Below are 14,164 nucleotides of genomic sequence, written 5' to 3' on the forward strand. Positions count from 1 at the left end.
TTATACACTAAAAATATTATTTTTTCAAGTGTTTTTGGAATAAAAAAAGCGCGTATTTGCGCCGATTTCCTGAGTTTTGTATGCTGGTTTCTCCTAAAAAATTATGGTGTTAAAGTCTAAAGACGGGAAAGTGCTGTATACGGGTTCACCCATACACAGCACACATATTTCTAAACCATGTGCAATACAGACGTACATACAAAATCATAAACACCTCCTTGCTATAAAAGGAAAAAGGCTTTATAATAATGTATGTGCGGTACAGCTTGCGTATATTATATCTTCTTTATGCTGGAAGGGCAAGATGTTTTTATACAAAAGTGGAAAAAACTTTATGTAAAATATTTAATAAATTAGAATGGTGAAAAATAGTTAATATAATATGTATGTGAAAAATAAATATGAGGCATAATAAGAAACAGCTTGACATTATATGGTATATGCATTATAATTATATTAAGAGGTTACGAATCCTATCAAAATCGTATTAATAGAGGTTACGAATCCTATCAAAATCGTATTAATAGAGGTTACGAATCCTATCAAAATCGTATTAATAAAATGGACTCGTTAAGGAGTCCATTTTATTTTGCAAAGAGGGGCAAATGGCGATATGGTGGAAAGTTCCAAATGATACTTATTTAAATTATCTGAGAAATAATTATGAAAAAAGAATACCATATTCAGATTACGGAGACGATAAATTCAAACCGTTTTTTTGGGTCTTTGTTTGAGAACGGTGACATGGAATATATATCTCAAGTATCTCATCCTCAAGACAGGCATTTAAAATTAAAACAACAGGTAGATTTTTATAAAATCTATAATCCTGAAGATGGAAGATTGATGTGTGTAATAAATCTAAACTATATGTTTCCAATACATAAGTCTTTGTTAATTGATTTAGAATATAAGAATATAGAAAATTACAGGACATTTACAAGTGATATAGCAAAAAGTAAGTACATTGATTTATTAAATATAGAAATAAAGGCAATTAATAGACTTCCTATTATTACGAGTGCTATAAAGATTTATGAGAATAAATATAGATATCCAAATGATAGGGTATCACAAAGATGTTTTGATTTTAAAAGGTTAGAGCAGGCTTGTATTGAGTATAAAGCATTAAAAGAAAAAATGGAAGCTCAGGAGCAAGCCGCGATTGGGAAAGAAGAAAAAATTTAATTATTGCATATTGCGGAGAATGCTCGTTATAATCATTAGATTAAAAAGATTTTGAACACGTTCTTAGCCCTTAAACAAAAACTTCTACTAAAGGGTCTTAAACATTTCAAATTCCTAAGAATGTCTAATTATTACAAAAAAGTTACATGTGCCTAATATATTGACAGTATATGCAAGTAATGGTATGCTCAGTCATGTACTAAACACTGCAGTAGTTTATAAAAAATAAAAATAATTTACAGAGGTATAATTTATAAAGTTAAAATTTTTAGCAGGAATAGGTGCATTGATTGGTTGTATGATAATATCTTCGGTGTGTGCTTTTGCTGCCTCAAGTACGAGTGGATATTGCGGCAATATCAGGTGTACTGGTTCTTTATCATTTGGTACTAACAGAGCAACTGCGACAACCACGGCAGTATCATCTTCAGTTGCTTGTACTGCTAGTGTTACGTATAAGTATCAATTTGGTTCAATGATTTACGAAGAAAGCGCAGAAAATACTTATCCGTCATCATCAGTAACTGCAACAGCGATTGCTGGTTTAGTACCGGCACAAAATATTAGTGCTATAGGAACACATTATGTTTACGCCAGTGGAAGTACCTGGTACGGATATACAAGTATATGATAATGGCATAATATTGGTTATTTAAGGTTGACACCTCGTTCTTAATGAAACGGGGTGTCAATTTAACCCAAAAACAGGGGGATTGGAATGAAAAGCTTTAAAAACAGCCTTATTATAGCCTACCTGATAATTTGTGTGGCTTTATTGCCGGGATGCGCCGGAAAAAATATAACGGGAAACACATATATAGAGGGACAGGATTTCCAGTACATGTATTTTACGCAGGGGAGGGTTCCAATGATGGCTGAATCTGAAAGCGGGTATTACTTTTTCAGCGGATTTTACCTGTACTATGCGGATAAGAAAACGATGAAGCCTGTTATATTATGCAATAAGCCCAATTGTTTGCATGACGCGGAAACCGACCCTCAAAAGGTTTATAACTGTAATGCTTTTTTTCGAATGGTCAGTCCTTTTTTAGCATACTATGATGGAAGCCTCTATGTTACGTCAACCATATTCGGGAAGGGAAGAGAGGACTATGAGCTTGTGAAGCTGTCGCAGGACGGGACAAGCAGAAAGTCTGTCCTGACATTTGATTCCCAGCCTGGGTCACTGGCGATTCACAGGGGAAAGGTCTATTATGTGCAGAATGTGTATGACAAAAGCCTCCAGTCCTATTATAAAATAAGCGAGTTTGACTTAAAAAAATTTGGTGCAAAGCCCAGAGATATATATGCGGGCAAGCTTGAGGGAGGTCATATTCAGGATCTGAAATGCTATGGAGACAGCCTTTACTTCACCGAATATGCCCACACTGAGAAAATGATAACCACAAGGGCAATGCGCTATGATATTATAACAGGTAAAACTGCAAGGCTTTTTACCGACAACGATATGGAAATAGTATTGGATCCGGAAATTTATGATAATAAGTTATATTACACTATGGAAATCTTGGAGGATGGCGTTGTAAAAGAAGGAGACACTTTTGTTTCCGATTTGAAGGGCGAGAACAGCCGCAAAAGCTTTAGTATAGATAAGGACAGCATCATTTTAGCCGACCGCAAATACTTGTATGCAAATGACAATAGATTTTCGCTTGATGCAAAGCCAAGGGATCAGCAGGCACTCAGGATACTGGACAGGGACGGAAAGTCTGTCGGCAGCATAAAAACAGGCCATATAGATAAGCACTTCTCCGTAATATGCGGGGGGGATTCCCATCTGTTTATTACAACATATACGGAGGACAAATTCCAAATCTTTTACGCTGACAAAAGCGAGTTTGGTACGGGCGAAATAGAATTAAAGCCGTTCTTCGAGATAGAGCAGGAACATGCGAGACCGGGTATAGAGATAATACATTAAGCAAAAAGAGGGAGGAGCTTATGGAGCTTGCAATTAAAAATGTTACCAAATCGTATAAGAATGGCAAAAGGAAGGCCCTTGACGGCTTCAGTGCCGTATTGACCCCCGGGGTATACGGGCTTTTGGGGCCGAACGGTGCGGGAAAGTCAACGCTTATGAATATAATAACCGATAATATAAAGGCCAGTGCGGGGTGCGTGGAGTTTGACGGTACGGATATTATAAAAATGGGAAAGGCCTTCAGGCGCATACTGGGATACATGCCCCAGCATCAGGGAATATATGACGACTTTACTGCAAACCGCTTTTTGTGGTATATGTCGGCCCTGAAGGGACTGAAAAAAAAACAGGCAAAAGACAGGATAGAATATGTGCTTGATCTGGTGAACCTGCGCGGTGACGCGCATAAGAGGCTGGGGGCGTTTTCCGGGGGTATGAAGCAGAGGATACTGATAGCGCAGGCTTTGCTGAACGACCCTAAGGTGCTAATTCTGGACGAGCCGACTGCGGGCTTAGACCCTAAGGAGAGGGTGCGCATACGCAATTTCATAAGCGAGATTGCGCTCGACAAGATAGTCATATTCGCCACGCATGTGGTATCCGATATAGAATACGCCGCAAAGGAGGTTATTTTCCTCAGGCAGGGCAGTCTTATATTACAGGACAGGCCGTCTGACATATTGTCTCAAATGAAGGATAAGGTGTGGCAGGTTCACGTACCTGTTGAAGAATTATGCCGCGTGCAGGAGAAATATACTGTAAGCAGCATCGTAGGTGAGCAGGATGGTATCGCCGCGGTGAAAACAGTGGGAGACCAATGCCCTGAAGGACTTGATTCAAAGCCCGCACTTCCAACCCTTGAGGACATTTACCTTTATATGTTCAAGGACGACGGCGCAATTAACGGCAGCACAGCATCATAGAAAGCGGGGATGGAATTTTGAGCATACTTAAATATGAATTTTACAAGATAATGTGCAAGAAGCTGCTTCTGCTCCTGATCTTGGCATTATTCCTTGTGAACGGCTACATGTATATAAATGAGCATACAAATGACGGAGCCCTGACGCCGGAGGTATATTACAGCTTGGAAAAGGAGTATGCCGGACTGCCGCCGGATCAAGCTGTTTCAAGGCTGGCGCAGGAGGAGGGCGAGCTGTCGGCACTGGGCTTCATCAGGTACTTCAGGTCAAAGGAAATGCAGGAGGAGCTGGTAAAGGAGCAAATCAGCCCTATGCTGGAGCAATTGGAAAAGCCCCTTTCATATGAAGGGCTTATCGCAAAGTATAAAGACAGCAGGTACATGAACGACGGCGAGCTTTTAAATGACTATTGCTATTCTCTTTCTCTGTTGAAGGAGAAACTGCAATACATCAAAGACTATCCCGGCTTTATAGATTCTATGGAGGAAAAAGCCAGAGAAATGCAAAGCGTTTCAATCTTTAATAAGCCCGGAACCTTTTCCTATAGAAATACGGTGAAAACTCCAGGGGATTTTGAGCACTTAAAGGGTATAAAGCTCAAGCCAGGAGACCAAAAGGGAATTGTTACATCTACAAAATTTGGAATGACCGACATTGTCATTATTGCATTGATATTTTTATTATGTATTTATCTTTTCCTGCATGAGAAGGAGAACGGCCTTATCAATCTGATGAAGGCTTGTGAAAATGGGCGCATACCTGTTATTTTATCCAAGCTTGCCGTTCTTGCACTGGCAGCCGCGGCGCTTTCAGCTGTATTTTACGGTAGTGTATTAATACTTGGAAGCAGGCTTTACGGCTTTGGAGATGGTTCCCGCTATGTACAGTCCATGAGCGCCTTCAGGGATTGCAGTCTTTTGCTTACTGTGAAGGAATACATTATTCTTTTTATTTTTACAAAGGTACTTACGGCGGTGCTTACTTCCCTTGTTTTTGCAATGCTTTTTAATGTCCTGTCAAATGCAAAAGCCATATACATAGGGCTGGGACTGTTTATGGGCGCAAGCTATATGTGCTATGCGTTTATCCATCCTGCGTCCTATATTAATGTATTTAAGTATTTAAATATATTTGCATTTTTTAATGTGTTCGGACTGTACGGCGAGTATACAAACATTAATCTTTTCGGGTTTCCCGTAAGCACCGTTTTTGCTTCGCTGCTTGTATTTTTGATAATCTCGCCCACGGCGTGTCTTATAAATATATTTGCGTATTCAAGGCTTTACACCGGCCCGGGAGGTATGCTTGACATGCTTTTAAACAAGCTTTCTTTAAAGCGCGCAAGGCTTTCCGGCAATACTAGCCTTTTCCGGCACGAGGCTTATAAGGTGTTTATCGCGGGAAAGGTGTATCTGGTAATATTAATAGCTCTGGTTATATCATATGGAAATATCGACTTTACGCCCTTACTGATGGGGCAGGATGTCGCCGTATACAAGTCATATGTTGACTCCATGGCAGGCGGGATTACCCCCGAAAAGACGGAGAGGATTAAAGCGGAGCGGAAGCGGTTTGATGATATCCCATTAGAGATTGAAAAGCTTAACATATCCTTTAAGAACGGTGCTATAACCGGGCAGGAGCTGTCTTACAAGCTGAGGGAAATAACACTGTTTGCCGAAATGCGGCAGGGGTTTGACAGGCTGGAAAACCAGTATCAATACCTTGTGGATTTAAAGAAGGACAGCAACATCAACGGAAGCTTTGTTTGTGAATTGTCGTCAGACTATATATTCAATAATAAGACCAGAGACTTATTCAATGGGCTGTTGTACTGCATTTTGCTCATACTTTGCATCAGCAATATTTTTCCCATGGACTATAGGAACGGCATGATTAATATTTTGAAATGCACCCGGCACGGAAGGCTGAAGCTGTTTGCATATAAAAGCCTTATAGGAGGTATAACTGCCTTAATTCTGCTCATTATTGTTTATTCGCCATATTATATAAATTTGCTTACGAAGTATGATATAAAGGACTGGTCGGCCCCTATCCAGAGCATACGCATCTTGGGCGGCGCAGATATAGACATAAGCATTTCAGGCTTCATAGTGCTGGCCAATTTGTTGCAGCTTGGGGGATGCCTTGCAATGACCGCGTTTATTCTTCTGATTTCACAGCTTGTGAAAAAGCAATCCTTTTGCATATTTGCAGCAACAGTTTTATTCGGGTTCCCGTTTTTAATGGGCTTAATGGGCATGTCCTCTGTAAATTCATTTACTCTCAACACAAGCTTTCTATTATTTTCTTCGTTTGCGGGGGCTGCAGCCTTCGGAGGGCTGACGGTTTATTTTACAGTGCTGGGGATTTTAGCCGCATTAGCTGTGGCCTGGGGAGGGTGTATATATAACGGAAATGAGTTCAAGACGCATAAGCTGAAAGGCAATTCAACAGCGGCGGAATTGAGGGGATAATAAAAGGGCGGTAGTTATTTGCTGCTGCCCTTCATATAGCTGTTTATATCCGTCCATCAGGGAAGCGGGTTTTATACCATGTTCATTTTCAATAACTACAATATGGTTTTTGATATCTATAATTTTATGGGAATTAAATCATTATTTTTTCTAGCTTTCACACGATTGGAATTTTTCTCATATTCTTCTTTTATACTTTTTTTAGTTACGGTCATACTATTCACGTGGGATTACATAATGCAAATCCATTTTGCTTCGTAATTTGAAACTTTGTGGCATTTGTTTGTCAAGCGTGCGCGGAGGGCTGGAAATGATTAAGCTAAAGAGAAAAACAGCATTGCTTTTATTACTGTCGGTGTCAATAAGCTCGGTGCTTTTGAGCTCCACGGGCGTTGCTTTTGCGGGCAATGCCTTCTCAAAAGAAAGTGCTTTTAATATAGGCAGGTTCACAGGCAGAGGAGGCATCAAGAATGGCAATCCCAAGGATACGCCAAGGAGTAATTATGATTTTACGTATGCGTGGGAATCGGACACGCAGTACTACAATTCAAATGATTTGTGGAACAAGCATCAGATAAACATTCACAACTGGCTTGTTTCCAACAGGGACAGGATGAATATCAGATATTTGTTCCATACCGGCGATATTGTGGATGACAGCAGGGAGGCGAGGCAGTGGGAAAACGCGGACCCGGCATACAGAATACTGGATGAGGCGGGGCTGCCCTACGGAGTTCTGGCGGGAAACCATGATGTGGCGCACGGAGCCTTTGACTATACCGGCTATTGCAAGTATTTCGGAGAGCGACGGTATCGGCATAATCCCTGGTACGGAGGCAGCTACAAAAATAATAAGGGACATTATGATTTGATATCGGCGGGAGGTATTGATTTTATTATGGTATATATGGGCTGGGGAATAGGAGACAGCGAGATTGACTGGATAAACAGCGTACTTGAAAGGTATCCCCGCCACAGGGCAATGCTCTGCCTTCATGAGTATTTGACGCTGCCCTCCATAGGAGGCTTCAGGGAGGAGTCCCGAAGGGTATATAACGAAGTGGTGAAGCCTAACTCAAATGTTTTTATGGTGCTGTCGGGCCATTATTATTGCGCAAACAGAAGGGCGGATCAGATAGATGACAATGGAGACGGAGTTCCCGACCGCACGGTGCATCAGCTCCTGTTCGATTATCAGGACGCGGAGGAGGGCGGACAGGGCTATATAAGGCTTATGCATTTTGACCTCAAGGGAGAAAGAATAATAGTGCGTGCATATTCGCCTTCCCTGAACGATTATTGCCTTGACTGCAAGGACATTCCTTCAGAGGAGGAAGAGTTTGATCTGCCCTTTCCGTCGAGGCCTATCCGGCACAGCTTGCCTCCTTCATCCGTGCTGCAGTAATAAATCCATTCTCCCGCGATATTTATATAGTCCGCTCCCGTATGTGTAAGCTTCAGTCTGTCGCGGCCGTGTATGCTTATTCTGTAAAGGCTGCCGTTATCGCTTTTATTGCTGTAGTATACCCAGCCGTCATGGACATTGAGGCTTAAGGACATGTCGCCGCACAGCATTGCCCTGCAAGTGCCGTCGGTTTTTATGCGGTACATGCGGAAGCCGTCGCTTTTATTGCAGTAGTAAAGCCACTCGCCGCTTATATTTACAAAATCGGAATTATCGTCATTAAGCTTGGTTCTTTCCATGCCGCCGGAAGTCATTTTGTATAATTTGCCTCCGTCGCTTTTATTGGAATAGTAAAGCCATTCTGAGCTTAAATTCAGGCTGCCCGAGCTGTCGCCTGCGATTTTTGTCCTGCCGCTGCCGTCAGTTTTTATAGAGTATATGCCGTACCCGTCGCTTTCATTTATGTAGTATATGGTGTCTCCGGCAATGCGAAGATCCCAGCACCTGTCATCGCTAAGCTTTGTGCGCCCACTTCCGTCGGTGTTTATTTTATACAGGCTGTCGTCGTCAGAGGCGTTGCTGTAGCACAGTGTATTTCCGGCTATGTTTATAAACCAGCACAGGTCGCGGCTTAGAATAATTTGCCCGCTTCCGTCATGCCCCTCTCTTATAAGCAGGCTGTCGTGATTAACGGGTGAATAGTATATGTGCGCTCCGTGAGCGCATACAATACCTCCATTTACAATGTTCCCCGGAGTGCCTTTCTCGTAGTCATGCCGATTGAGGGAGTATTGCGGACTGACGCTGAAAATACTCACTGTCTCTTCCAGAGCGGCGTTATATGCATTTGCCGGGGAAGAGATTATTTCTGTTGGCTCTGCCTGAACTGAATTGCCCTCCTGCCGGGGGGATTTTGCGCAGGACACCAATTGGGATCTTGCGTTTTGGGACATCCCGAGGAGTATTGTGGAAAGCTCGGCTCTCAGCTCTGAGGCAGATGCGTGCCTTTCTTCGGGATTGAAGGAGCACGCCTTCATTATGGCCTTTCCGAAGTCCTCGCCCGCTTGGAGCGGAGGGGGAGGCATTTCCCCGCACATCCTTTTCTCAAAGGCGGCTTCACTGTCCTTGTATTTTATTTCAAGGGGATACGGGGGCATGAAGGGCAGCCTTCCGTAGTTCATAAGCTTATAGAGCACAATGCCCAGAGAATACAAATCCGCTCTCGAGTCATATGTCTGGCCCCTGTAGATCTCAGGCGCCATGTAAAGGGGAGTTCCCTTCATTGATCCCGCTCTGCCGCTTCCCGACAGCTCTCTCGATATTCCGAAATCCCCCAGCTTGAAGCCTCCTCCCTCGGAAATGAATATATTTTCGCCCTTTATGTCCCTGTGTATTATGCCCTTTCTTGAGCACGCCTCAAGAGCTTCGCATATGTCAATTCCCAGCGTTATGACTTTTTCAGCCGACATATCGTTGCGGGCCGCATATTCCGAAAGCGAGCAGGCATACTCCATCCTTATAAGTATGTCCCAGCCGGTGCCGTCGGCTCTTCTTTCAACGAGGTGATCCTCATAGCTTATTATGCTGCTGTTGCCGCGCAGCGAGTACATCAGCCTTATTTCGTTTATAATGCTTTTTACTGCATCGGTAAAATAGGCCGCAAGTATTTGGGGGTCTGAGGATACCGACGCAACGGCCTCCCTGTATTGCTCCGGCGAGGGTACGCTTATAAATTTCAACGCCGATATGTACTTAAAGCCCCAATCCTCCTTTGAAACCCTGTAAACCTTTCCGAAGCTTCCGTCTCCTATAAAGGAGTCTATGCTCCAGCTCCCCCATACAGGCTCATACCTCTTGACATATTCCATATCGTGCATGTTAAAAGCCCTCCTTATTTTATATAAATTAGGATACAAACTATCTAAAAAGAATGTAAAATAATTTCCGGAAGGATAATTTCCCCGGAATGCGTGACCGGGATATTATTTTACATCCTCCGTTATCCGATATGTAAAAGCCTAAACTATATAGCATATATCCTCGATTTTTACGGTGATAACCGTTATGTTGTCCTTCCCCCCGTTTTGAAGCGCGCGCTGTGCGAGGGAGGATGCCATGTGTGAGCTTTCACCGCAGGCTTGTATGGTTTCCTTTATTTCATCGTCGTCCACCATGTCTGTAAGACCGTCGCTGCAAATCAAAAAAACATCGTCGCGCTTAAGGGGCAAAATGCACCCAGTGTGTGCCTCTATCCTTCCCTCCTGCGGAGGTATGCCAAGATGCATTGAAAGCAGGCTGCGGGATTTATGCCCTTTCGCCGTGTGCCTTGTCAGTATACCCAGTCTTATAAGCCTTTCAGCCTCGGTATGATCTACTGTGAGCTGCTCTAAGGAATTTTCTCTTGCCAGATATATTCTGCTGTCCCCGAGGTTAAGAACGGCGCTTTGTCCGTCAAATATAAGTAGTATTGCAAGAGTAGTCCCCATGCTGACGGAATTTTGAGCCGATATTTCATATATTGATTTATTTGCTTTATCCACGTACTTTTCCATCAGGGTGAGCATACCTGTTATATCGCTGCAGGATTTTCCCGCCCATATGGTGTCGTGAAAGTCTTTAAGCTCCGAGACCGCTGTCAGCGAGGCACATTCCCCCAATGCTTCTCCCCCCATGCCGTCACATACCGCAAAAATCATTTCTCTGCAGGTTTCTCCATAGCTTAGCCGAATGCTTTGAGATCTTTCGTGTGGGTGCATAAACAAGCCGTTCAAATAAAAGTTATCCTCGTTGCTTGTCCGTACAAGCCCCGTGCTGCAAACGACTGAGGCATCAACCGTTGTTAGTTTATTCATATACATTCTCCCCGCATAATTTATACACAGCAAGCCGTTCTTGTATTATTATAGCACTAAATTTCTTTGGGTAAAAGATGGTATTGTAGTATTTTTTGTCATATAATACTTGAAAAATCCAGAAAAATCATTTATTATATTTAATAACAGATATTAATCGAAAATTATTAAGTAATTTGTATGATCTAAGAGGATTTTACAGGTATATGTGCGTAAGCCCAAGGAGAATGAAATATTATGGATGCATTTTTGATCGCCGGAGGAGGTTGCAAAAGCTTAAGCCAGATCCTTGAAAGAGACTGCGGAATAAGGGTTACAGCATATGAACAGGACATTTTTAAGGGCCTGGAGCGGATTATGAACCGAAATGTGAGCGCGGATATTATAGTATTGACGGATCAGGGCATAAGCTGTGCGCCTTCCGAGCTCAAGGCCGCAATAGAAAGCTTTAGGCGGCATACCGGCAGTATGCCGGACAAGTACGTATTTAAATTTATTACAAAAGACCCTTTGTATGACAGGGCCTTTACAGATGGCGCGGGAGGGGCGCAAAATTACCGCAGCCACCTTATTGACAGGGTCAAAATTCCTGCCTCGCTTCTTAGGGATATTTGCGGAGATGTCTGCCGCAATGACGGAGGGGAAGCCGGTTTGGAGTCTCAAGGGGAACCGCACAGTGAGGGCAAAAGGGTGTGGAGCTTTTTTGGCAGGCAGGAGAAAAGCAGTGGGAAGAATAGCGAAGTTCCTTTTAAAGGTTCGGTTAGGGATGTACCCGGAGAAGAAAAAAATACGAGAAGCAGGCTTCGGGCGGTTCAGGCGGGCTTAAACAGGGCGGTGGCAATAACGGGGCACCGGGGAGCGGGCGCAACTAGCACGGCGGCAAATATTGCAGTGGCGGCAGGCATGAAGGGACTTAAAACAATAATACTGGACTTGGACATCGAGTACAGGGGAATGAATCTTTACTTTAGTAAATTCGGAGAGGAAGCCCAGTTGAATTCTGAGCTGGAGGCATCTTTGGTAAAATGCCTTTTAAAGCCCGATCTATATCTTAAAAATTCCTGCAAAATAAATGATGGGCTGTATGTAGTCTCTCTTGCTTACTCCGTTCCTCACAGAGACAAGCTTTTGGACTTTATTAACCTTAAAAGGCTTCTTGGACTTATAACAGTTCTAAAGTCTGATTTTAATCTTGTTTTACTGGATATCCCCTTCCATGTGCTCAGCCGGTATTCAGAAATGCTTATACACTTGGACGGCATAGGATTGTGTGTCAATAATAATATCTATTCTCTGATAAACACCGCTAAAGCCGTAGACGAAATGTTTGAACGGGAGTTTTTATCCCTGCTTAAGATGAAATCCAGAATTATTGCCACAAAATACAACGACGAAAGTAGGCACCACGGTAAAAAAATGACATGTCAGCTGATGTGCGATATATTATGCGAGATAAGCGAGGTTTTTGACGACAGGCCGGTATGCGCCGGGGCGATACCGTGGTGCGGGAGCTTTGACACGCAGGTGGATACCGGGAGGAAGCTGTGCTCTGCCAGCGGCGAGTATAAAGGGCATTACTTAAAGGTGCTGGACAATTTGATTTAACACTGTGGGACATTTATTTTTAAGAAGGGATATGTGACATGAAGGTAAACAGTATACGTGGCATAAAGCCCGGAAACAAGCTGTATAAAAAGGTGCTTGCGGTAGGCATAAGCATTATGGTGGTTGTGGCATCGTTTATTTTTCTTAACGATGTCAACAGAGAGGCAAAAAACACCGTGGAAATTATAAGGGTAAAGGCACCTGACGGTATCCCTGCCGGAAGCCTTATAGCCGAGAAGGATATTGAAGGCTATTCCATAATACAGAGAGAATTTACTTCGGACATGCTAAGGTACAGCGAGGACAATATCCGGGAGGTTGTGAATAAATATTCACTGTATACCCTGCGTAAAAAGTCAATTCTTTATATGGACCAGCTAACCGCCGAAAGGCCGCTTAAAAATGCCTGGATATACGGCTTCAGCGATCCGCAGAATGAAATACTGACGCTCCCCTACAATTATATGGAATGCGGAGGAGATATACTGATGCCGGGGGACAGAGTGAGGGTGAGGGTGCTGGAGGAGAAGGAGGCTCCGCAGGGAGACGGCATTGACGGAAGCGTTCCAAACTATGGCGGCTTTCAGCCCTCTTCAAAAAAAGAGGTTCAGGCACAGATTTTATTTGACTCCATTATAATAAAGGATCTTTTAAATTCAAGGGGGCATTCCATTTATGAGGTATACAAGGAAGCTCTTAAGCTGGCGGCGGATAAAAGAGAGTCTGTAATGCAGAGCGATCAGTTTTTGAACAATATCCAGCCAAAATCGCTTGTGCTTGAGGCTACCTCACGTCAGGCCGAGGCGTATGCCAAATTTAAGGGAAAGGGTGTTCAGTCGTTCACATTTACTATACTGCAAAGGAATAAGGATGTAAACATTTTAGACCAGCTTTCCACTATTGAGAAGGAGGTGCAGTCATGGGCCGGCAAAGGGGCAAACTGAGCTTTGACGATGTTTTGCAGAGGCTGTCCCCCAGAGACAGGGTATACGGCGAGCTGGAGGCAAGCAGAATTATTGACAATGTTATAGGCTTTATCCCGGCTTCCGACTGCTGCGATACGTCCATACTGGTGTCAAACCTTGCGGCTCTTCTTGCCGCGAGGCAGTACAGTGTATGCATACTGGACAACAAGGTGTTTTATCCGAGCATTTATAAAATTCTTGACTGTGAGGCCAACCCGAGAGACAGGGGCCTTATTAAGCTTCTGAGGAGTGATAGGGTGGACTTCAGGGATGAGATAAATTCTACCAGGTATAAAAACCTGTTTCTTCTGTCTCCCAGCCCTATGGACGCAATGGAGGATTATTTTGATTTTACCTTCGGTGATATCGAGAGGGTTATGACTGCCGTAAAGGACATGTTTGATCTGGTAATAGTGGATATACCCAACATACCCCCCTTAGAGTTCTGTGTCTCTTCAATAAAGCACTGCAATACCGGATTTTTTGTATGGAGCGAAAGGATAGAATGTCCTCAGAATACTGAAAAATTTCTGGAGTTTGTGGGGTCGCTCGGTATTGGGGCATCAAAATTTACAAACATAGTTATAAACAACATAAGCGGATTGAACTTTGACAGAGAGGTAATTTCTGAAATGAAGATGAAGCTGATAGCGGAATTTCCTTTCATACCTAAAGCGGCGGACTTTTCTATTGAGGGAAAGGTATACATTCAGGACAGCGCGCTGCTTGACAAGAGATTTGAAAGGGCTTTAAACGCATTGGCGGATGTAATTGCAGGCTGACAGTGGGTAAAAAGGGGGGAATGCA

Annotated in this window: 11 protein-coding genes; 9 read left to right on the forward strand and 2 right to left on the reverse strand. The window is 43.2% G+C overall.

Features of this window, described 5'->3' with window-relative positions:
* The first annotated feature begins 663 nt into the window (after positions 1 to 663).
* The 6 genes from DFR58_RS05400 to DFR58_RS05425 all read left to right on the forward strand — a co-directional run bounded on the left by DFR58_RS05400 (position 664) and on the right by DFR58_RS05425 (position 7,935).
* Positions 664 to 1,188, forward strand: coding sequence for a type III toxin-antitoxin system ToxN/AbiQ family toxin (locus tag DFR58_RS05400; RefSeq protein ID WP_114296796.1), 525 nt, complete (start codon positions 664 to 666; stop codon positions 1,186 to 1,188).
* 298 nt (positions 1,189 to 1,486) lie between these two features.
* Positions 1,487 to 1,819, forward strand: a complete 333-nt coding sequence (locus DFR58_RS22135; protein ID WP_207659136.1) for a hypothetical protein — start codon at positions 1,487 to 1,489, stop codon at positions 1,817 to 1,819.
* Positions 1,820 to 1,906: 87 nt separating this feature from the next.
* The gene (locus tag DFR58_RS05410; protein ID WP_114296798.1) at positions 1,907 to 3,130 is read left to right on the forward strand and encodes a hypothetical protein; all 1,224 of its coding nucleotides are present in this window, start codon (positions 1,907 to 1,909) and stop codon (positions 3,128 to 3,130) included.
* Positions 3,131 to 3,150: 20 nt separating this feature from the next.
* Positions 3,151 to 4,053 (forward strand): ABC transporter ATP-binding protein, encoded by a 903-nt coding sequence (locus DFR58_RS05415; RefSeq protein ID WP_114296799.1) that lies wholly within the window; start codon positions 3,151 to 3,153, stop codon positions 4,051 to 4,053.
* 17 nt (positions 4,054 to 4,070) lie between these two features.
* Positions 4,071 to 6,530, forward strand: coding sequence for a hypothetical protein (locus tag DFR58_RS05420; RefSeq protein ID WP_114296800.1), 2,460 nt, complete (start codon positions 4,071 to 4,073; stop codon positions 6,528 to 6,530).
* A gap of 310 nt (positions 6,531 to 6,840) precedes the next feature.
* A complete protein-coding gene (locus DFR58_RS05425; protein ID WP_114296801.1) occupies positions 6,841 to 7,935 on the forward strand; it encodes a metallophosphoesterase in 1,095 nt (364 codons plus the stop codon).
* Here DFR58_RS05425 and DFR58_RS05430 read toward each other — a convergent pair.
* Both DFR58_RS05430 and DFR58_RS05435 read right to left on the reverse strand, forming a co-directional pair.
* Positions 7,827 to 9,812 (reverse strand): DUF5050 domain-containing protein, encoded by a 1,986-nt coding sequence (locus tag DFR58_RS05430; protein ID WP_114296802.1) that lies wholly within the window; start codon positions 9,810 to 9,812, stop codon positions 7,827 to 7,829. The genes DFR58_RS05425 and DFR58_RS05430 overlap by 109 nt on opposite strands.
* A gap of 141 nt (positions 9,813 to 9,953) precedes the next feature.
* Complete coding sequence (locus tag DFR58_RS05435) at positions 9,954 to 10,787, reverse strand: PP2C family protein-serine/threonine phosphatase (protein WP_170138046.1); 834 nt, start codon at positions 10,785 to 10,787, stop codon at positions 9,954 to 9,956.
* A gap of 237 nt (positions 10,788 to 11,024) precedes the next feature.
* Between DFR58_RS05435 and DFR58_RS05440 the strand changes: the two genes are divergently transcribed.
* The 3 genes from DFR58_RS05440 to DFR58_RS05450 are packed head-to-tail and all read left to right on the forward strand — an operon-like array spanning position 11,025 to position 14,139.
* Positions 11,025 to 12,392: a CpaE/TadZ family protein gene (locus DFR58_RS05440; RefSeq protein ID WP_114296804.1), complete on the forward strand. Its 1,368-nt coding sequence runs from the start codon at positions 11,025 to 11,027 to the stop codon at positions 12,390 to 12,392.
* 38 nt (positions 12,393 to 12,430) lie between these two features.
* On the forward strand, positions 12,431 to 13,336 hold the full coding sequence (locus DFR58_RS05445; RefSeq protein WP_114296805.1) for a flagellar biosynthesis protein FlgA: 906 nt from the start codon (positions 12,431 to 12,433) through the stop codon (positions 13,334 to 13,336).
* On the forward strand, positions 13,312 to 14,139 hold the full coding sequence (locus tag DFR58_RS05450; RefSeq protein WP_114296806.1) for a CpaE/TadZ family protein: 828 nt from the start codon (positions 13,312 to 13,314) through the stop codon (positions 14,137 to 14,139). The genes DFR58_RS05445 and DFR58_RS05450 overlap by 25 nt, the downstream gene beginning before the upstream one ends.
* Positions 14,140 to 14,164 lie beyond the last annotated feature (25 nt).

The organism is Anaerobacterium chartisolvens (assembly GCF_003337415.1).
Taxonomy (GTDB): Bacteria; Bacillota; Clostridia; order Acetivibrionales; family DSM-27016; genus Anaerobacterium; species Anaerobacterium chartisolvens.